General features: G+C 40.0%; 19 protein-coding genes and 1 pseudogene. 2 read left to right on the top strand and 18 right to left on the bottom strand.

Annotation, left to right across the window (positions count from 1 at the left end; genetic code table 11):
* Positions 1-202: 202 nt before the first annotated feature.
* From ABF487_RS08455 to ABF487_RS08400, 12 genes are all read right to left on the bottom strand, one after another.
* Positions 203-724 (bottom strand): LysE family translocator, encoded by a 522-nt coding sequence (locus ABF487_RS08455; protein ID WP_415635012.1) that lies wholly within the window; start codon positions 722-724, stop codon positions 203-205.
* 230 nt (positions 725-954) lie between these two features.
* Positions 955-1,665, bottom strand: a complete 711-nt coding sequence (locus ABF487_RS08450; protein WP_415635011.1) for an ABC transporter ATP-binding protein — start codon at positions 1,663-1,665, stop codon at positions 955-957.
* A gap of 10 nt (positions 1,666-1,675) precedes the next feature.
* A complete protein-coding gene (locus ABF487_RS08445; protein ID WP_415635010.1) occupies positions 1,676-3,157 on the bottom strand; it encodes an ABC transporter permease in 1,482 nt (493 codons plus the stop codon).
* A 432-nt stretch (positions 3,158-3,589) separates the two neighbouring features.
* Positions 3,590-4,840, bottom strand: coding sequence for a tyrosine-type recombinase/integrase (locus ABF487_RS08440; RefSeq protein WP_415632988.1), 1,251 nt, complete (start codon positions 4,838-4,840; stop codon positions 3,590-3,592).
* A complete protein-coding gene (locus tag ABF487_RS08435) occupies positions 4,827-5,060 on the bottom strand; it encodes a DUF3173 family protein (protein WP_415632987.1) in 234 nt (77 codons plus the stop codon). Before ABF487_RS08435 ends, ABF487_RS08440 begins: the two co-directional genes overlap by 14 nt.
* Positions 5,061-5,076: 16 nt before the next feature.
* Positions 5,077-5,916, bottom strand: a complete 840-nt coding sequence (locus ABF487_RS08430; RefSeq protein ID WP_415635009.1) for a hypothetical protein — start codon at positions 5,914-5,916, stop codon at positions 5,077-5,079.
* 29 nt (positions 5,917-5,945) lie between these two features.
* Positions 5,946-7,424 (bottom strand): FtsK/SpoIIIE domain-containing protein, encoded by a 1,479-nt coding sequence (locus tag ABF487_RS08425; RefSeq protein WP_415632985.1) that lies wholly within the window; start codon positions 7,422-7,424, stop codon positions 5,946-5,948.
* Positions 7,425-7,577: 153 nt separating this feature from the next.
* Positions 7,578-7,967 (bottom strand): hypothetical protein, encoded by a 390-nt coding sequence (locus tag ABF487_RS08420; RefSeq protein WP_415632984.1) that lies wholly within the window; start codon positions 7,965-7,967, stop codon positions 7,578-7,580.
* 187 nt (positions 7,968-8,154) lie between these two features.
* On the bottom strand, positions 8,155-8,931 hold the full coding sequence (locus ABF487_RS08415; RefSeq protein WP_415632983.1) for a hypothetical protein: 777 nt from the start codon (positions 8,929-8,931) through the stop codon (positions 8,155-8,157).
* Between the two features lie 32 nt (positions 8,932-8,963).
* Positions 8,964-10,055, bottom strand: a complete 1,092-nt coding sequence (locus ABF487_RS08410) for an HNH endonuclease family protein (RefSeq protein WP_415632982.1) — start codon at positions 10,053-10,055, stop codon at positions 8,964-8,966.
* Complete coding sequence (locus ABF487_RS08405; RefSeq protein ID WP_415632981.1) at positions 10,052-11,002, bottom strand: adenine-specific methyltransferase EcoRI family protein; 951 nt, start codon at positions 11,000-11,002, stop codon at positions 10,052-10,054. Before ABF487_RS08405 ends, ABF487_RS08410 begins: the two co-directional genes overlap by 4 nt.
* 65 nt (positions 11,003-11,067) lie before the next feature.
* Positions 11,068-11,973, bottom strand: coding sequence for an abortive infection family protein (locus ABF487_RS08400; RefSeq protein ID WP_415632980.1), 906 nt, complete (start codon positions 11,971-11,973; stop codon positions 11,068-11,070).
* A gap of 118 nt (positions 11,974-12,091) precedes the next feature.
* Here ABF487_RS08400 and ABF487_RS08395 point away from each other — a divergent pair.
* A pseudogene (locus ABF487_RS08395) lies at positions 12,092-12,175 on the top strand (IS6 family transposase); the annotation flags it as partial.
* A 143-nt stretch (positions 12,176-12,318) separates the two neighbouring features.
* Here the strand turns inward: ABF487_RS08395 and ABF487_RS08390 are convergent.
* Both ABF487_RS08390 and ABF487_RS08385 read right to left on the bottom strand, forming a co-directional pair.
* Entirely contained in the window at positions 12,319-12,870 is a 552-nt protein-coding gene (locus ABF487_RS08390) for a tyrosine-type recombinase/integrase (RefSeq protein ID WP_003680030.1), read from the bottom strand.
* 292 nt (positions 12,871-13,162) lie between these two features.
* Entirely contained in the window at positions 13,163-15,082 is a 1,920-nt protein-coding gene (locus ABF487_RS08385) for a heavy metal translocating P-type ATPase (protein WP_003680028.1), read from the bottom strand.
* A gap of 253 nt (positions 15,083-15,335) precedes the next feature.
* On the opposite strand from ABF487_RS08385, the gene ABF487_RS08380 reads away from it, so the two are divergent.
* Complete coding sequence (locus ABF487_RS08380; RefSeq protein WP_086270979.1) at positions 15,336-15,656, top strand: ArsR/SmtB family transcription factor; 321 nt, start codon at positions 15,336-15,338, stop codon at positions 15,654-15,656.
* Between the two features lie 479 nt (positions 15,657-16,135).
* On the opposite strand, the gene guaA is transcribed toward ABF487_RS08380, so the two are convergent.
* Genes guaA through ABF487_RS08360 form a run of 4 tightly spaced genes read right to left on the bottom strand, consistent with a single transcriptional unit; the run spans position 16,136 to position 20,857 of the window.
* A complete protein-coding gene (gene guaA / locus ABF487_RS08375) occupies positions 16,136-17,689 on the bottom strand; it encodes a glutamine-hydrolyzing GMP synthase (RefSeq protein ID WP_415635008.1) in 1,554 nt (517 codons plus the stop codon).
* On the bottom strand, positions 17,689-18,252 hold the full coding sequence (gene hpt / locus ABF487_RS08370) for a hypoxanthine phosphoribosyltransferase (RefSeq protein ID WP_415635007.1): 564 nt from the start codon (positions 18,250-18,252) through the stop codon (positions 17,689-17,691). Before hpt ends, guaA begins: the two co-directional genes overlap by 1 nt.
* Positions 18,249-19,550 (bottom strand): adenylosuccinate lyase, encoded by a 1,302-nt coding sequence (purB, locus tag ABF487_RS08365; RefSeq protein ID WP_415635006.1) that lies wholly within the window; start codon positions 19,548-19,550, stop codon positions 18,249-18,251. The genes hpt and purB overlap by 4 nt, the downstream gene beginning before the upstream one ends.
* Positions 19,547-20,857, bottom strand: a complete 1,311-nt coding sequence (locus ABF487_RS08360) for an adenylosuccinate synthase (RefSeq protein ID WP_415635005.1) — start codon at positions 20,855-20,857, stop codon at positions 19,547-19,549. Before ABF487_RS08360 ends, purB begins: the two co-directional genes overlap by 4 nt.
* Positions 20,858-20,860: the final 3 nt, after the last annotated feature.

Below are 20,860 nucleotides of genomic sequence, written 5' to 3'. Positions count from 1 at the left end.
TACATAGATTTAATGCAACTTTTAATTTGTGTTTTTTTAAAATTACAAATTATGTATTAAAAAGCAGGCTATCAAATTGGTAACCTGCTTTTATTTACTAGATTAGATTCATTCCAAGAAAACAAAAATCTTCAATTTTCATTGCCACATCTCCACCGTCGCATACAGCAGCAAGACTGCCAATATAATGTTCAACACATGTTCATGACGCAGGAACAATCTCTGAAACAGAGAGCCCGCGCCGGCCCAAAGCAAGTTGCAGACAGCGGTGATCGAGCACATCACGATACCGAAAATAATAATCAGAAGGCGATTGTTCTGAAACAGAGGGATTAAAAAAGGAAATATAGCCAATTAAAAAATAGAGGATCACTTTCACGTTTGTTAGATTTAAAAGCATACCTGCCCAAAATTGCCTATTGGATGACACTATTTTCTGTTTCCCATGCGTATCACTCTTGGTTCTGAAAAGATCCAGGATCAAATGAATCAGATACAAGGAACCGAGGATTTTCATCAGCAAGACCGCTGTGGCAGAGATCGATTTTAAAAAATCAGTAAAAAAGAAAGCCAGAAAATCCAAGATAAAAAAGCTGACAAACAGACCGTTTAAAAACGGTATCGAGCCGCGAAAACCGTGCTGCCTGCTTTCTTGTAAAGCCATCAAATTATTCGGGCCGGGAGTGATTTCCATAATGATACTGTAAGAAAAAAAGCCGAACATTTTGAGGCCTCCCTATTGATAAATGGCTCTACTATAACACGATGAGTATGTGCGCACTGATTTGTTACCAAATAATCTCCTGAGTGTTTGTCTACATCATTGGTTACCCGTCACTTTAGAAAAATTCTGCATGGATGACGATCAAATAACTTAAATTTCGTCCTCCTCTCCACAAAAAAAGAGCAGCCAACAATGCGACTGCCCCCTTATTTACTTTTATAAAAATGTTTTTAGTTTATCGAAACTGCTGGAGGTTTATCATCTGAAACCTTATCGGGTGAATTTTTAACAGTAAATTGCCGATTTTCTAACGTAATCTTCACATCCGCCATGTCAGCTACTTTTTGATCATGAGTGATCATAATGACGGTTTTTTTCGATTGATGAGCAACGCGCCGGAAAATCTCAGTAATCTCTTTTGTGTTCTGCTCGTCTAAATTACCGGTTGGTTCATCAGCTACTACGATTGGTGCATCTACAGCTAAGGCGCGTGCGATCGCCACACGTTGTTGCTGGCCACCCGATAGTTTTTGCACGTTTTTTGTTGCCAATTCTCCTTCAATACCGACAGAAGCTAATAAGTCAATCGCGTACTGCTGATTACCAGCATGTTTTGATTTCGTGATTGATAGAGCCGAAACAACATTTTCTAAAGCGGTCATATAATTCATCAAATTATAGGCCTGAAAAACGACCGTCACGTCTTGATTTCGATATTTAGTTAAACCGATTTTACGAATGTCTTTGCCATTGTAGCAAATCACACCAGAAACAGGTGAATCCAATCCTGCTAGAAAACTGACAAAGGTTGTTTTTCCGGATCCGGATTCCCCAACAATTGCATATAGTGTGGCAGGATCGAATTTCAGACTGACATTTTTGTATAGGTAATCATCTGGATGGTTGAAATAATGTGTTAATTTTTGAACAGTTAATGTCATGGTTTTTCCTTCATTCTGAAATTAGAATCCTTTTTGGTTTGAGACTGATAATAGGAATCGCTCCTAATAATGTGGCTATAGCAACGATAACTAAACCGAAAGCGCCGAGTTCAAGCAAGGTTCCAATGTTAACGTGAGTTGAGAGTTTATTTAATTGAGAGTTTCCAGTGAGAGTCGTACCAAATTGACGCATTTGACCACCGAAAGCTCTTGAATTACTTGGGTTTCCTGAGCCAGTAGCATTGCCATTCGGACCAGCTTGGTTTGGATTCCCGCCTCCAGGCCCTCCAAATCCGCTTCGTAGACTTTGCTGCGATGTATTTTGCTGAGAAATTAGTTGCTGGCCAACGCTATTACCAAAGAAACTGCCAAAAACACCAGCGAAACATAATGAAAGTACTAGCACAGAGATCGTTTCAACAAAAATTTGACCAATAATTTTTGCTTTTTCTTCACCTAAGGACATCAAGATACCAATTTCATGCCTTCTCTCACGGACCATTAAGATAAGAATGAGGGTCAGGATAGCAATCCCTGCAATGCCTACGATCCAGACAATTTTAGACGCAATCGATTCAATTGATTTCACCGAACTAGTCAGCATTTCGTAAATCTGGTCCGAAGTGGTGAGTTGCAGGTTGCCTGAGATAATTTTTTTGGCCGATTTCACAAAAGCTTTTTCTTTGCTAGAGTCTGTCAAAGTGTAAACAACGTTGGAAACTTTTCCAGCATCTCCTGCCAAACTAGAGGCAAGCGTATAACTCGAAAAAATCGTATTTGAAGGATCTTGCATCTGGCCAAAAGTCTGATCAGTGCTTGTTTTCGCCTGGTAGATGCCCACAACCTTCAAATTTTTCACATTACTTGATGAATCCTTCACTTTAATCGTGTCACCCACATTGATGTGGTTATTAGAAGCTAATACTTCTTCAATAATGACGTTATTTGTATTAACGTCTGAGCTGGTAATACCTCTGCCCTTTTTCATTACATAATTTTTATTTTTGAAATTGGAATTGGCAGCAGTGGATGAAAGTCCCGAGACACTAATATCACCAGAGTCCATGCCTTGCATCCTGCCAAATCCACCATTGCTATTTGAATTACTGCTTAAGACAGCTGTGAAAGATGAAGCATTAACACTAGCGCTAGCCGTAATCTGGTAAGCTGCGACGTTTTCTAATGAAGCTATTTTTTTGGCAGTGTTAAGTCCAATGATCGCCTCATTAATACGAAAACGGCCTACAGGCGGAGTCTGCGTTGACGAACTTGCCGAACCTTGATTCTGCTGGAACAATTTTGCCCGATTCGCAGAAAGCGTCACGGTAGTTCCAACTGCATTTTTACTGTTATTAACAGCCGTTAAAGCAGCATTCTGGATAATTAATCCCGCCAACATAAAAGTTAGTATGGCAGTCATCACCAGTACAAGTAATAATGTTTTTCCAATCCTACGCCTAAGATAAAGAAAAGCGCGTTTCACATAATCCATATATTATATTCTCCTAACACAAAAGAGGTTATGGCTAGGGCATTAAAGAATGATTAAACAAAGACTAAATTAAGATTAATTGCACCGAACATTTTCAATCGGGTTCTTCTATCGAGTTCTTTATTTAATCTAGGTCGCTCTAAAGCTCTTTGGCTCCCCTATAATGAATAAGTAGTCAAATATTCAATATCACAAAACACTACCTGTCATGGTGTTTTTTATTCACTAACTAGTACAAAAAAACTTCTAACCTATCGTTAGAAGTTTTTATTTTGACATCTATTTGCAAATTGCCATACCTCACGGGTGATTGTTAGCTCTTTGTTAGCTCTAACCGCTACAGAGTGCTTAGAAAGCCTTTAAACAAGGGATTTTTTCTAATAACTCATTATTCCCACTCGATTGTAACGGTCGATTACAATCGTTGATATATCAAGCTTTCTGCACGTTCAAACTCTGTGGGCGGAGTTTCAGCGGAGCAACTGCTTGATTTCCGGTAAAATTTACCCTCGTTTTTGGTGGTGTTGAAAATGCTATATGACCTGACATCATTTTAGCAAGTTCTCTATCCGCACCGACATACATGTGTGCATAATGCCTCAACGTAATTTCCGGCGATGAATGACCTAATCGTTTGGATAAAACTAAAACAGAAACATTAAATTCATTAATCAAATAGCTAGCATGGCTATGTCGAAGGCCCTTGCCTTGAATTGGATGAACATTGGCTAATTTGGCGTATCGCTTAATTATTCTCATCAAAGTTGACTTAAGCATAGGATTTCCATCATAACTGAAAATGAAATCATCTGGATTTCCGAAGCCATTATTTCTTTGTCTTTTCTTCCACACACGCAGTATTTCTAACGTATCTTGATCTAGTGAGATTGTGCGCAATCCAGCTTCTGTCTTCGTGTAATTATGCCTTTCCCAATTATTTTTGCTCTTGAGGACTAGCATATGGGTCACACGCATTTGTTCATGAGTAAAGTCCACATCAGCCCATTGTAAAGCCATCCCCTCATTCACTCTAACGCCGGTCATGAAATAGCAGTACAACATCACAAAATTCAAATGTTCATAGTAATCAGCAATACATATCTGATTTAGCACTGCTTGAAATTCAGCTTTTGTCCAATATGGGACGGTAGCGCGACCCTTTGGAACGGCTTTGACCCTTTTAGATATATTACTGGGCAAATAATTCATTTCAACGGCAAAATCAAGAGTCTTTCGAAAAGTTCCGAAAATCATGCTCGAATAACTTTGTGAATACCCAGTACGGCTCATTAACCAATTTTTAAAATCCTGAACCATTCGAACGTCAATTTTACGAAGCTCAATTTCATCGAACCTATTTATCAAAGTATTGAGTACTTGCTTGCGTGATTCAAATGTGGCCGGCTGAACACTCGTTTGATAGGATGGGACATAAGTTTGACGCATAAAGACACCATAGGTTAAGGCATAAGCCGTATGGCCGCTATTGCGATCATACTCTGCTTTTAATCTAACAACTTCTTTATGTGCAGCAGTGGCTGATGTAAAAAATTGACCATCCGCATCTTTGGCACTCTTCTTTCTAATTCGTTTCCCTGTAGTGGTATCAACTCCTAACTGAACATCAAAGTAAAAGCGGCCATCTCGACTGCTATATACTCCTGCAAACTTAGTCTTTGCCATCTCTTTTCACATCCTTTATTTTTGTTAAAGATAAAGGTGCTCCAATAATTGCCTCGACTGCTTCAATCGGGACCCGACCAAGGCGACGATTGGCGTAAAACTCATATCCTTGTTTTATCATGCTTCTCTTTGCTTGTCTAATTATTTCTATTGCTGTATTCTCACGATAGCCCAGTTCAACAAGATCTAGCTTTGTAATCGTGCTGTTATTTATTAGCATCTGTTTTGCCCTCCTTTCAAACTTTATTTAATTTCCATATCGTCTCAGGTGGAATTTCCTGTCTTAGTTCACCATCTTTGGTAATTTCGATTTGATACATTGCCACATCTGTCTCCAAACGATTGGTGTTTACATCAATATGTCCAGCAACGAATTTAGGTTTAAACATTTTTAAATCGTCACCTTTGATATTGCCAAAAGATATTTTCGGTTGCTTGAGTCCGCGACCCACAAAATATCGAGGTTGATGATAGGCAGTCGGTATTTCCATCAATTCCTTTGTAATGTACTTTGCAATGTAGTTCGCGGTTTTATTCTTGTCCTGAATAGTACTAACAGTACTAAAACCGTTTTGCCAATTATCAGCGTTAAATATCTGTACCCCGTTCTTTACAATTAGTCTTCCGCTCTTGGGATATCTCGCTTCTGTTAAGGGCGGAGCTAAGCCACCGGTTACACCATGAAAGTGAATTCGGCCAGATTCAGGATGCAGTTCTGGGACAAACAGATACGCAAATTTACCATACTTCTCACGCTGATATTTTAGCCAAGCTTGAAGTCGTTTTCTTGAATAGATATAATCCTTAGCATTTACTTTTTGATCGTCAAAGGTGAGTGTCCAAAACAAATCAAACGAATTTGCTTTGAGATAATAGTTAATCTTGCGCTTGATCTTAAAAGCCTGTTCACTAAGTTGCTGATCACGGGTCTGCGCATCAATTGATGTTTGTTGCCTATTTTGTTTTATTGATTTATCACCAGCGGCTCCAACCAATCGAGTTCGTAAATGTCCATAGTATAGAATTTCAATGTGATCATCGAACCTGACAAACTTGGCGTTATAATTTTTTTCCATCAGCTCAGTCAGCTTATCTTGCCTGTCTGTCAAGTAACAGGCAAGTCCTTACTTTTTGCCGTAGCTTGTGGCGTTCCGCCACCGCCACGACGACCTTCAGCAAGTTTTGATAGAGTGGCTTTGAACGGCAATTTTTGATCATCATATCTAGATGGCAAAAACGCTCTTGGTCCATCCCAGTTCAGTCCGTCCAACCAGATTAGTCCGCCATAATTTGCGACGTCTACAGAAGGTAATTCACGACTACTAACCCCGAAGACTTCTTGTGCTTGCTGAGGTGATGTGCTACCCAAACTAATACGCATTCCAAGAGAAATTCTGGCCTCTGTTGGCAATATCGTTGCCGGAATCATTTGCCCAGACACCACCACTGAAATCGAACTTTGGCGTCCTTTATTAATTAAAGACAATAGGTTTGCGTTGAAACGTGGATATAGCCTCTCAGATGGACTTATTTGTCGATCGCTGGCCTGCATATTCGTTATCAATGCTAGTATTTCGTCAACAACCAGAAGAACGCTGCCGTTGTGAAACTTTTCAGCATAAGTAATGTCCCGCTCATCATTAACATCCGAATTAAGTTCTTGATATCGTTCTGCCATAATCTGACATAATTTATCCGTTAACTGGACAGCCTCGGCTGGATTCGTCGCCACATTGCCCAAACGTTTCATAGATTGTCCAAGAAATGCGGCCTTGCCGTCAATCGTATAAACTCTGTTATTTTTGTCATTGACCAGGAAAGAAATGATGATTGATTTCAGTAAACTTGTTTTTCCCGATCCTGTGGGTCCGACAATCTCCCCCATCTGCTGTCTAGCAGTCCATGAGAGCTTATGAGTCAACTGTATATTCACTTGCTCACTTCTTCTTAGCTTTGCTAAGTCGTCAATAATAATTCGTTTGTCTCGAAGATGGGTAAGTCGGATTGTAATCACGCCATTTTGATTGCCCGTATTTACAAGTTCCCAATAGTTAGTTGTCTCTTTAGCGAGAAAGGCAACCAACCGGCGACTGATGTCGTGCTCTATCTCAGAACTTAAACTGCCACCTGCTAGAAGGACAAGTGTGACCTCTGGAAAGGTAGTAATATACTCCCATCTAATAGATTTTTTGGAATTACCTTTGTCTGAATTAAGAAGAGACGCAGTCTCCGAAAACCGCCAGAGCAGGTTTGCTAGCTGCCAACGCTCGATGGGTGAGTTTTTACCATGGAGGTATTTCCATAAAGCATGGATTAACACAGAAAAGCCCAATCCGACCATCATTAAAATAGTTGGCTGCATGTCCAGAGATTCTTTCTGACCATTAATTTGTGACCATATCAGTCTAAGTACTTCCCAAAAGCTGATTGCAGTTGTCACAATCAACCAAATTTTGAAAAAAAGATGTCTACGCAAGCGTGCTCTTTGGTTTGCGCGTTCCATAGTTTCATACAGGTTCAATTTTGCTTTATGGGTAGATATTGGCATTAGACGACTCATGATCTCTTTTAGTTGTTCTATCATTCGAAAAATCCCCTTTCTCCAGTTAAAATCTTAAATACTGACTCAAACAACGATTCAGTTTGGCATCTATTAAATAACTGAGAATTTTCTAAATGATGCTTTTTTGTTTTCGTAAGACCGAGCAGAATATTTTTATTTGTATTCATTTAATGCCTACTTTTCGTTACTAATGTTCATAACTAGTTTCAACTCACGCCAACCACTAGTTCGGCCAGTGCTCCACTTCAGCATCACTTTGGCGTTCGCTAGCTGAATATCCGTCCCAAGAAGGGATGCCTCTGATACTTCTAACAAATCTTTTTCGTCTCCGACCAGCTCCAAGCTAAAAGTCTTGAGGTCACTTACGTCATCCCCTGCTTTTTCAAGGAGGATTGCTTTGGTCGAATCAACCACTTGACAAGCTATTTTTGCAACAGAACCATTAATCGGCTCGCCGTTGTCTCCATACCTTGGGCTCTTCGAGACTGATACCACACGCGCTTCTTTTGGCTTTTCAACATTACTAATTTCGACTTCAGAGAGTTTTGCTTTTCCTAATTTCATGATAATTACGTCCTTAAATTTGATTTCGCCAGGCCTGGCACATTTAGTTTCTCAAGTTCTGCTCATAACTAAAATGTCTGCAATTTTCAAGGCTCTTTTTTTTGTCACCATTGACAAACCTAAACTTTTGCAAATAAAAAGCTCACCTTTGTATTAGGCGAGCTTCACATAATCAATATGTAATATTCTATTTCTTGTCGTAAATTCCTTGTCCGATTATTCTGAGCAACGGGCCCTCTGCAAAACTACACAAGGACCGATTGATCTCCGCAAACCCTCTATACTCATTAGGAACAGAGTCATTGACCTTATCATTGCCTTCAATTCCCGATACTTCAGACTCCGATCGATTTTCGACAATAGCAAAATTGTTCTCAGTTTGATTCGTTGTAAAAATAACCCAATCTTCAAGGACGGAAACACGCATGATTCTATAAACATCTTCGCATTGGTCCTCGAAGTTCTTACCAGAGAAATTTTCTAATCTCTTTTGAATAGGTGTCATATTTTCAGTCAGTTGGTCATTGCTCTCTTTATCAGACATCAATTTTTTCTCTAACCTGCACTCTGCCTGACATAATTTCACAAATATTGTCGGCAAATAATTACAAATTTCTGACATAGTTCCCCAAAGAATTTCATAGGGACCTGGAAATCCAAGTTCTTCTTGAAAGGCCAGATAATATTTTTTAGCACTTAAAACTGGAAACAAGAATTTGTTCTTACCTTCTTTATGGTTGTTTTTTAGGATGCGATTAATTGCACCAACATCAACATCGGGCCGCGTAAAAGATTTACTCAGCGCAGTTTGCTCTTGAGTAATTTTGTTACCACTGATTTGCTCTAGAAAACCAATTCGGTTATTAATTCGATCTGAACATAATTGAAAAATAGTATCGGACACTTCTGAAAAAATGTCCACATATTCTGCACGTCGATTATTAGATAGCTTCTGTTCTATCAACCTACTTTCTAACCTGCTCCTTTTCGTCATGATCAAATACCAGATTTTTTTCGGTTATCGTCCTTACACAACATCTGTAAATTGGAAATAACCGTATGTCCACCTTGAGACCAAGGGGTGATATGGTCACCTTCCATTTCATCAAATTCAAAATGCTTTCCGCAAACAGGACAAACCCCCCGTTGCTTTTCATATACTAATCGCTTGTCTTTATCTTTAAATCCCCTGATTGACAATAAACGCTCTGGTCCACCAAGCACATATTCAAAAATGCCCTTTGGTTTAGACACATCTTCGTCTTCAAGTAATCCTACAATCCTATCTTCAAGCTCTTTGGGATTGTAATTGCCAGAATGATATTTATCGTAAATCGGACCCCAATCTAGGCCCTTCATTAGGTTTCGATAATTAGGAAAAATTGATTTTACCCAGTTAATAACATTTTGAAAGTATAACCAGAGCTCAATTGCGCTTTCATCAAACTGATGAGCCGCCATATATTCTTCAATTTCAATTTTCTGTTGTACAGACAACCATTTAAGGGCAGTTTCCAAAAATTCCTGGCGAATAGTTGAACCAGATAAATAGTCCGCACCGATTTGATAAGCAGGACACTGAGACTTGGAAAAATACTTCTTTGCATCAGTTAACCATGGTCCTGTGTAAATAGCATTACGTAATTCCTGCGTTGTTAGTTGTTCGCCAACGGTATTAATAACTTTAAACCAATCAAGCTTTTCTCGATCAGTACCTGTGCATATATAAACGGTCAAAGGATAATCTAAAATCTCGTCTTGTTCTTCTTTTGTTAACGTGTGGAAATATTTAAAGTTAATAGAGTAGTCACCCTGTACATACTGACAAATAGAAACGGTTCGCTGTTGACCATCCAAAATTTCATAATGTCCATCGTCAGCAACCACCCAGTACATCACATTAAGTGGAAAACCTTTACGGACAGTATTAATAACTTCATCTCGCTGCTTTGGTTTATACACAAATTCACGCTGAAAAGCAGGCCTTATGTTCAGCTTACCATCATAACCAAAAACACCATTTTCCTCCGAATCTACATAGCCATTAATTACATCTCGTATTGGTATATCTAATTTTTCAATTTTCATAAGCCCTGAACCCTCTTGTTTTTAATCAATACGCGCTTATACATAGATTTTACTGTTCCATTACCTTGGGTTAGCAGCAACCCAGAACTTTTAACATCTACAATTTCAAATTGGTCCGGATTGAACCTTGTTAAGAAAGTAATCGGAACCCCCATAACACCCTTGTAATCACTTGGGATATCAGAAACCTTAGGGACTTCGATTGCTTCGTAATTATCATATGATGGATATAATTCAGGTCTATATTTTTTGAAAATGGTTATATCTTCATGACGACTTGCGGTATCTAAATTGGTATACCAGCATATATTGCCCATCCTTCGCCATTTCTGGCCATTTTCATCGATTTTAAAATCTGTTCTTTTTTCTTCATAACTTTGAGGTACTTTGAACCAAAAATGCCCAGACGTATAACCTAGCCAAATTTCATTTGACCTAATAGAAGGTAATACTTCCTTATAGGTCACCGCATTAAGATTGCCAATCACCAAAAAGTCTTTATGAAAAGCCTTTAATTGAGCCATATAATCTCGAAATAAGCTAAAAGGTGGATTTGTAACAACGATATCGGTTTGTTTCAACAATTCAACTGCTTCAGGACTCCGGAAATCTCCATCACTCTGTAACGGCGTTTGAACATAATCCGGCAAAAATGCTAATTGTCCAATCTTATCATCTTGTCTAATAATTTCTAATTTATAGCTTGGCTTATCTTTTTCAAAGTGGGTAGAAATTAATTTTTTTAAACCAAGCATATAAAAATTGATTTGAAAATATCTCCAAAAATTACTCATCGCGGGATCATCACAATTACAAAACACAATTTTATCTTTAAAATATTCTCTATAATGTTTCAACTCATTTTCTACCATTGAAATATCTGTATAAAATTCATCAGTCTTTCCAGCTCGTGAAACATGCAGATTTGTATTACTTTGATCTTTCACGTTATTTCCTCCTAGTTTTCTTTCGCCTTTTATTTTTCTTCTTGATTAATTTTGAGACCGTAGCTCTACAAATGCCGATCATTAATTCTAAGATAATATGTAGCTAGGCTAACAGAGGTGTTCAATAATAGTTCAGCTTCAGCAGCCTGTATCTTCACACGTTCACTACTTGCATGTGCATCACTATCTTTGTTGCGCATTTCAGCAATTAAATCTGTAATGGCATTCAGATGACTAACCATTTTTGTTATCCGTGGATTCCAAACTTCAGACGGCCTCATACCTAGCAATTTAATCACCAAATTACGATACTGGGTTATGTTGCCATTTTGTTTAAACTGTATGTGATTATCCTCTAATATTTGCAAAAAAACATCTTCAATGAGTGTCCGAGACTTTGTCACAATGCTATCAAAGTCCTCATCTTTTAATGCATCAAGGCCATGGGATAATAGTTCGGAAATATAACCTGCATTTATTCGTTGCGTTGGAACAGAAATTGTAACTTCTGCGTCTACAGAAATAATACTCCACGAATTGCTATTAGATACCAGCTTGGCACCACTGTATAACAATATCCCATTTATTTTTTCAAGAATAACCCGTTGAATTTCATTAGCAACGATTGCGATATCTTTGGAAACATCTCCAGAGAGACCGACCGGATTGAACTCCTCGATTTCATTTAACTGGGAGTATGGGGCTCTATTAAGGTACTCTGTGATAATCGGACGCAATTGAGATGTGGAAAATAAAAAAGTTAATAGAGCTCCCGTCCGATTATTCGCATGTGCCGCTGCGATTATAGAGCTCATTTTAGAAGCTCTATTCGAACCCTCTGGATTCGGTACTCCAAATCGAAATCCTAGCGAATCGATATTTGAATTAGTGCGATATACAATCCATGGCCGATCGATAAAAAACGTTGTAATATCTGTATTTTCCAGCAGTTCAAATTTAGCTGATTCCAAGCTAATAATTCCTCCCAAATCCTGAAAGATTCCTCTTAATTGGGTTCTGTTGCAAAGTTTTTCTGATAAGTTTATTTTAGGGTAAATTAGAGTAAAAGGATAGCTTGGAGGAATGAAAATGGATCATTTTAAAGGCAAACAATTTCAAAAAGATGTGATTATTGTAGCCGTTGGCTATTATCTTCGTTATAACCTCAGCTATCTTTTTCTATTATTCTACCTTATTTGATAGTAGATTTAAAACTTTGCAACAGAACCAAGATATCTATGCTATCTTAGATACTTTTTTCGTGAATTTATCTAGATATCAAAAAACAATGAATTCTTGAAAATATTGTCTTAAAGTTAGAAACCTAAACGGAAGTTCAACAATGTCTCACTGATTTCATCTTCATTGATCCCGATATAGCGTTTGGTGATTTTTTCGCTGCTGTGACCGAATATTTCCATGAGTGTAGCCACGTCTTTGGTTTTCTTGTAATAGTGGTAACCAAATGTCTTGCGCAGCGTGTGCGTGCCAATATCGTCCCGATCTAATAATGCGGCGACCTTTTGAAACATCTGATAGACCGTATTGACTTCTAAATGACCGCCTTTAGTACTGGGAAACAAATAATCTTCTGGCTTCAGGTCTTTCGTGTAGTCCTGGATCAACTCCTGCAGGCTGCTTAAATATAAAATGCGTGTTTTTCCGGTTTTTTGCTCCACAATACGTGGGTTTTTCGAGGAAATCACGTCTTTTTTCTTTAATTTCACGATATCAGACATGCGTAAACCGCTATTAATGCCGATCAAAAACAAGAAAACGTCGCGTTCGGCGTTTTTGTTGCGTCTTAAACAGAATAAAAAGTCGTTGATTTCTTGCTGCGTTCGTAATGGTTGTACATTATAACTCATTGAAATGGTCTCTCCTCTCACAAAAAAGATACATGATTTCATTCATTATACCACGAAATCGTGTATTGGACACCGGTATAAAAAAAGAACCCTATAGATATAGGATTCTCGATACACGATTTTATATAATTTCATGTGTCTTGTATTCAAGTCACGCCACAAGAGTATGGTTGACATATCATTTTGACTTTGAACATCTAGATAAATATAAATAAATAATAGAGATAAAAAATGTAGTGTAATCCTTAATTATCTCTATTACTCGATTAATTTGAAGGTGTGCAATCATTCTTTAGACTGCCCTTAGCAATCGAAGTCCATTCAAAATAACAACCAATGTACTTCCTTCATGAATAATGACACTGATGGCAATATCCGTTAAGCCCAAGAAACTAACGACAATTAAAAAAGCAACAACGGCCATTGAAAAAATAATATTCTGCCAAATAACACGGTTCATTTTCGAAGAAATATTATGAGATTGTACCAATTTTGATAAATTGTTTTGCATTAAAACTAAATCAGATACCTCTACTGCCACATCAGTCCCATCTCCCATAGCGATTCCCACATCTGCATTAACAAGAGCAGGAGCATCATTTACACCGTCTCCAACCATGGCGGTCACACCGTATTTTTCTTTTTGTTCGTCTATTATTCTGGATTTGTCTTCCGGCATGACATTTGCAATCACTTCATCTATTCCCAATTGTTTAGCAACCGCTTTTCCCGTCATTTCTGAGTCACCAGTAATTAATGTGGTGTGTATACCTTGTTTTCTGAAATACTCAATGGTTGCTTTTGCATGTTCACTTGGAATGTCCATGAGGGCAATAAGGCCTAGAACCTCTTCATCTACTGCTACGTACACGACTGTCTTACCTTCTGAAGCCCATTCATTATTTAAACGACTATACTCATCTGAAACATCATCAAACGAAGTCGGTTTTCCTATACGATAATTTCTCCCTTTGTAATCTCCTGTCAATCCTTTACCAATCTGGTTTTCTACATCAATAGTTAGTTTGTTTTTTTGCTCAAACTTTCTTAGAATAGCATCTGCTAAAGGGTGATTGGATTCTTTTTCAAGAGCTACTACGATATCAATCATGTTTTCTTCGTTCACGGAATCAGCAAAATAATAATTGGTTACTTCAGGTTTTCCTTTGGTCAAGGTGCCCGTCTTATCAAATGCAATTGCTTTAATATCGGCTAATTGAGACAGGTAAGAACTACCTTTTGAAAGGACTCCTTTTTTGGCTAAATTAGAAGTCGTCGATAGCGTTGCCGAGACAGTAGCTGCTGCTAAAGCACACGGTGAAGCTGCAACTAAAAGGACTAATCCTCTATAGACACTTTGTGACCATGTCCAATCAAGTAGAAAAGGTGCCAATAACATGAATAACGGAATGGCAATTAAAACAACTGTGACGTATTTGGGTTCAAATTTTTGGATAATACTCGCAGCTTTTGTTTGGTTATCTTGGTTCTGGTTCACTAATTGTAAAATTTTTGAAAATACTGTATCTTCGTTTTCTTTGGTGACTTTCATCGTGAAGCTACCTGTTCCATTAATTGTACTCCCGAAGACGCCATCTCCTTTGTATTTCTCTTTCGGGATACTTTCTCCATTAATAGACGACTCATCAATGGATGTAGATCCAGACAAAATGACGCCATCAATAGGTACTTGATCGCCATTCAAAACTTGAAGTTGATCTCCCACTTTTAATTCACTGACATCTACATTTTTTGTACTGCCATCAGGTAGGATTAACCGGGCAGTCGTTGGATTCATTTCGAGTAATTTCGTTATTTCTCGTTTGCTTCTTCCTTCTGCATAATCTTCCAAAAAATGTGCTCCAGAAAAAATAAGAATCAATAATGTTCCTTCCCAAAAATTCCCCATTAAAGAAGCTCCGATTGCCGCTAATCCCATTAAAATATGAGAATTAGGCATGAACTTTTTTTGGTTTTTTGAGTTCTCAATTGTTTCTCCAAGGCCTTCAAGAACAATGACATGATACCCAGCGCTGATTGTAGCGAGTGAGAACATGATGTTTTTTATGAATTGATATTCGTCACTTAAGAACAGCGCAACAATTGCCAATGCTAAACCAATAAAGTACAAAATAATTGGCATTTTCCCATGATCATGGTCATGATCGTGACTATTATTTTCGTGTGAGTGTTGCTCTTGAATCTCTTTCATTTCTATCACCCTTCTTAATAAAACTATTTTTTTGAAATCGTAACGCTTACGAATTACATATGAAATAACATTCATATGTTTATGCGTTCATTATATATTGCTCTATCTGATTTGTCAAAAAAATAGTTATCTTATTTAGTTAATAAAAAAATTGGACTATAAAACAGCTCTGCTTATGGAAAAACCTTGCTTTATAAAAATCTTGTGCTAACCTAAACATGAACGAACACACATATGAAAGAGAGGAAGTTTTATGAAATCATCATCAACTTCTCCGTTAACAAATGATTCTATCCAAGAGGTAAGTAAGATATTTAAAATGATTAGTGACCCTACACGTCTTTCAATTTTATTTCTTTTACAGAAAGAAGAACTTAGTGTTGGAGTAATTGCGCAGTCTTTAAGTATGGAACAATCAGCCATTTCTCACCAGTTAAAAACTTTAAAGACTTCAAGATTAGTAAAATCAAAAAGAGCTGGTAAAAATATGATTTATAGCCTTGACGATCTTCATATTTTTAGTATTCTTGAGCAAGTTTCAACTCATATCGAAGAACAAGAAAAAGAAAAATAAAGACAAACTACAAGGTTAAAATGATTTTACAATTCATTAGTTCAAATAAAAAAAGACAGCGAGTTAAAATCTCGCTGTCTTTTTTTATTTGAACTTCACTATCGTAGTTGTTTATATAAAATTTAATAGTGTTTGAATCGTCATTCCTCCTGCTATCTTTTTCTATTATTCTACCTTATTTGATAGTAGATTTAAAACTTTGCAACAGAACCTTTTAATCCTATAGCCACCAACAAATGGCCTGACCATTTAAAGGAAAAATTACCATTATTTTTAATCTCAACAAAAAAACGCCAGAACCAGTTAAGTTCCAGCGAATTTCCATGAGTTTTACAAGCGGCAGTCCTAATCCACCGGATTCTAGCGGAGTTGCGGCGGAGCACCTTATAATTTTGGCGGATTTGGCGGAGTTTGAACCCAATAATAAAAATCTAAAACGCCTTTATACCGCTGTTTAAGCTTCAAATATGGTTACTTAATTATTCCCACTCTATCGTTGCGGGTGGCTTGCTCGTGATGTCGTAGACAACGCGATTAATATGGCCGACTTCATTGACGATGCGTTCAGAAATCTTGCCTAATAAGTCCCATGGCAGTTTGGCAAAATCAGCCGTCATACCGTCAATGGAGGTAATGGCGCGGATGGCGATCGTCCAGTCATACGTACGGCCGTCGCCCATAACGCCAACAGAGCGCAGGCCGGTCAGGATCGTGAAATACTGCCAGACGTTGTCTTCAAGACCGGCTTTAGCGATCTCGTCACGCAAAATCGCATCGGAATCACGAACAATCGCCAGTTTTTCTTCGGTAATTTCACCCAAAATACGAATAGCCAATCCTGGACCTGGGAATGGCTGACGCCAGACCAAGGCATGCGGCATATCCAGCTCTTCACCCAATTCACGGGCTTCGTCCTTAAATAAGGTGCGTAAAGGCTCGATCAATTTGAAGTGCATGTCTTTAGGCAGGCCACCGACATTATGATGGGATTTGATCGTCTGAGCCGTATCCGTCCCAGATTCAATCACGTCCGTGTACAGAGTGCCCTGAGCTAAAAATTCAATCCCTTTCAGCTTCTTGGCTTCGTCATTAAAGGTCTCGATAAATTCCCTACCAATAATCTTGCGTTTTTTCTCAGGCTCGGTCACATGCGCTAATTTAGACAAAAAACGCTGCTGTGCGTCAATTTTGATAATGTTCAAACCAAACTTGCCGACCAAAGAATCCATGACCATTGCGGCCTCATTTTTACGCAAGAGGCCATGATCAACGAAAATACAAGTCAGTTGTTTACCGATAGCTTTATGTAAAAGAACAGCGACGACTGAAGAATCGACACCGCCGGAAAGTCCCAACAGGACCTTCTTGTCACCGACTTCAGCACGGATTTTTTCAATCTGGTCTTCGATGAAATCTTTCATCTGCCAATTAGCCTGGCAGCCGGCAATCTTGAAGACGAAATTCTTTAAAATCTGATTACCATATTCAGACAAGGTCGTCTCGGCGTGGAATTGGACACCATAAAGTTTCTTGGCATCATCAGCCATGGCCGCGATTTTCGTCTTGTCCGTGCTGGCTGCAATGACAAAACCATCCGGCACCGTCTCGACAGAATCACCGTGGCTCATCAAGACTTTTTGGTCTTCGGGTGTGTCAGCAAACAAAAGCGACTTTTCATCAAAATGCAATGCTGCCTGGCCGAATTCGCCGTTTCCCTGATTGGCAGTGACTTTACCGCCTGGCAAGCGATAGGCAATCAACTGCATGCCGTAGCAGACACCTAGTAGCGGAATGCCCAATTCAAACATCTCTGGATCAATCGTAAAAGCATCCTCGGCGTAGACGGATTTTGGCCCACCGGATAAGATAATCGCCTTTGGTGCATAGGCTTTGATTTCGTCAATCGTCATCTTGCGCGATTTCAATTCGGAAAAAACGCCGAATTCACGGATTCTGCGTGTAATCAATTGATTATATTGGCTGCCGTAATCCAGCACCAAGACTTTGTCGTATTTTTTATCGATTTCTACCATTACTTAATCGTATCCAATTTTGTCGTATCAATGATCGCAATCACGGGCAGATTGCGAAAATAACTATTGTAATCCATACCGTAACCGACCAAGAATGAGTTCGGCACTTGCAGACCCGCGTAATCAATCGGGACTTCGACGATGCGAGCGGCCTTTTTATCAGTCAAGACGACCGTTGTGACTGACTTGGCGCCTTTTAACATGAAATAATCGCGCAGCCACTTCATTGTGCGGCCAGTATCGACAATCTCATCAACGACCACGACATCACGGCCCGTCATATCCGTATCGACATCATGGGTGACGCGAATATTGCCAGTCGACTCGGTATTATTGTAGGACTTGACGTCGATGTAATCCAAATCAACATCGACAGTCATCTTCCGCAACAGATCGGTCGTAAAAATCGCTGCCCCTTTTAGCACAGAGATAAAAAGCGGCCGTGGATCAGAGTCAGCAAATTTCTCGTCCAATTGATCAGCTAGATGCTGGACAACTGCCGAGATATCCGTTTCCGTGGCTAAGACTGATTTAATCGCCGGGTGGCTCACTAACGCGTTCATGATTCCTCCAAACCTATCCGTTCAAATATTTTGTCGACATTGCGCAGATGATAGTGATAATCAAAAGCGTCGTCGATTTCTGCTTGAGTCAAAATTTTTGTTACTTTGCTATCCCCTTCGACCAGATCCTTGAACATCTTGTGTTCGTCCCAGGAACGGGCTGTCAAAGGCTGAATTGTATCGTAAGCTTCTTCTCGGCTGAGGCCTTTATCGATCAGCTTCAACAGCAGACGCTGCGAATAAATCAGGCCGTAAGTCCGGTGCATGTTTGCCTTCATCGTCTCCGGAAAGACAGCCAACTTGCTGAGGATGCCGGTAAAACGCTGAAGCATGTAATCGATCAGGATCGTCGTGTCCGGCAGGATAATCCGTTCGGCCGATGAATGAGAAATATCGCGTTCATGCCACAAAGTGATGTCATCCATGGCTGTCTGCATGTGGCCGCGAATCACGCGGGCCAGACCGGTCATGTTTTCCGAACCAATCGGATTTCTTTTATGTGGCATCGATGAAGACCCTTTTTGACCGGCCGCGAAATTCTCTTCGACTTCATGAATTTCTGAGCGCTGCAGGCCGCGAATTTCCGTGGCAAAATTCTCAATCCCAGTCGCAATTAAAGCAATGTCATTGATATAAGCCGCATGCAGATCACGCGGTAGGACTTGAGAAGCGATCGGCTGAGGCGTCAAGTCTAATTGGGCCATCGCGTCCTCTTCGACTTCCATCGGGATATTAGCAAAAGTCCCGACAGCACCGGATAGTTTACCCGTCTCTAGTGCTTTAGAGGAGATATTAAAACGCTGGATGTTTCGCAGGGTCTCTTCATAATAACGTGCCACAACCAAGCCAAAAGTCGTCGGCTCAGCTTGAACACCGTGTGTCCGGCCCATCATGACAGTCTTTTTGTATTTCAGCGCCATGACCTTGATTTGGGCCAGATAGGCAGCTAAATCTTTTTTTATGATTTGATTAGCTTGTTTTAAACGCAAGCCTTGTGCGGTATCGACAACATCAGTGGAGGTCAAGCCAAAATGGATCCAGCGTTTTTCTGGACCCAAAGATTCTGATAAATCACGCGTAAAAGCGACAACATCATGATGCGTCTGTGCTTCGATCTCTGCGATTCGGTCAACATTGAAATGTGCCTTAGCGCGAATGGCGTCCACATCAGCTTGTGGAATCGCGCCATAATTGGCCCAAGCTTGGTCAACGGCAATTTCAACTTCCAGCCAGGTCTGGTACTGATTCTGCAGTTCCCAGACGGCGCCCATTTCCGGATTCGTATATCGATCAATCATGCGCTATGCATCGCCTCTCTGCCGTCAGACCAAAGATCTTTCAGCAAGTGAGTCTGTTCGGCATGCGGGCCGACAGCAAAGCTCAATAGCGGCCGCTCCAGCAATTCGGAAATCCGTTTTAAATAATTTTGTGCATTGACTGGCAGATCCTCAAAATGCGCGTCATCACTAATATCTTCCGACCAGCCCGGCAGCGTCTCATAGATCGCAGTCGCGCCTTTTAGCAAACGCAGATTGGCTGGGAAATTGTCGATACGCTGGCCGTCTTTTTCGTAGGCAACCGCGATTTTAACTTCTTTTAAGCCGGATAACACATCCAAAGAATTAACTGCTAATTCCGTGATGCCGGCGACTAGAACCGCGTGACGCAAAGCAACTGTGTCCAGCCAACCGATCCGGCGGGGACGCTTCGTAATGACGCCGTATTCGTGACCGATTTCGCGGATATGGCTGCCCATTTCGTTTTTCAATTCAGTCGGGAATGGCCCTTCACCGACACGCGAAGTATAAGCTTTGACAACGCCGGCAACTTCATGGATTTTATCCGGGCCGACACCTGTGCCAACAGCAGCACCGGCACCAACGGGATTTGATGAGGTGACAAAAGGATAAGTACCGTGGTCGATATCCAGCATGACGCCTTGAGCGCCTTCAAAGACGATCCGCTTGTTTTCCCGCGTCAATTCGTCCATAAGAACCGTGACATCCGTCACATATTTGGCTAGTTCTTTTCCGTAGGCGCTGTATTCGTTATAAACAGTCTCATAATCAAAAGGCTGTCCGCCGTATAATTTCGTAATTTCATTATTCTTTAAAGGCAGCACTTGTTTTAGTGCTTCGGCAAAGGCTTCTGGATCAATTAAATCCACCATGCGAATGCCCTGCCGATTGATTTTATCAGCGTAAGTCGGACCGATGCCCTTTTTCGTCGTACCGATACGGCCGCCGCTGGCTTCTTCTGCCAAGCCGTCCAAGGCAATATGATATGGCATAATCACCTGTGCTCGATCCGAAATGCGCAAGCCGGATAGATCAATACCGCGCTCCAACAAGCCTTTCATTTCTGTCAGTAATTCTTTTGGATTGACAACTTCACCGTTGCCGATAATTGCTAAATGTTTGGGATTGATAATACCCACCGGCAGCGCCGACAATTCGAATTTATTGCCGCCATGATATACCGTATGACCCGCGTTATCACCACCTTGATAGCGGGCGACTGCGTCAGCCGTTTGGCAAAACAAGTCAACAACCTTGCCTTTGCCTTCGTCTCCCCATTGCGATCCTACTACGACAATTCCAGCCATAAA

The sequence above is a fragment of the Oenococcus sp. genome (assembly GCF_047725585.1).
Classification (GTDB): Bacteria; Bacillota; Bacilli; order Lactobacillales; family Lactobacillaceae; genus Oenococcus; species Oenococcus kitaharae_A.
The sequence above is the reverse complement of the archived record's forward strand: the minus strand, read 5'-3'. Positions and strand labels throughout refer to the sequence as shown.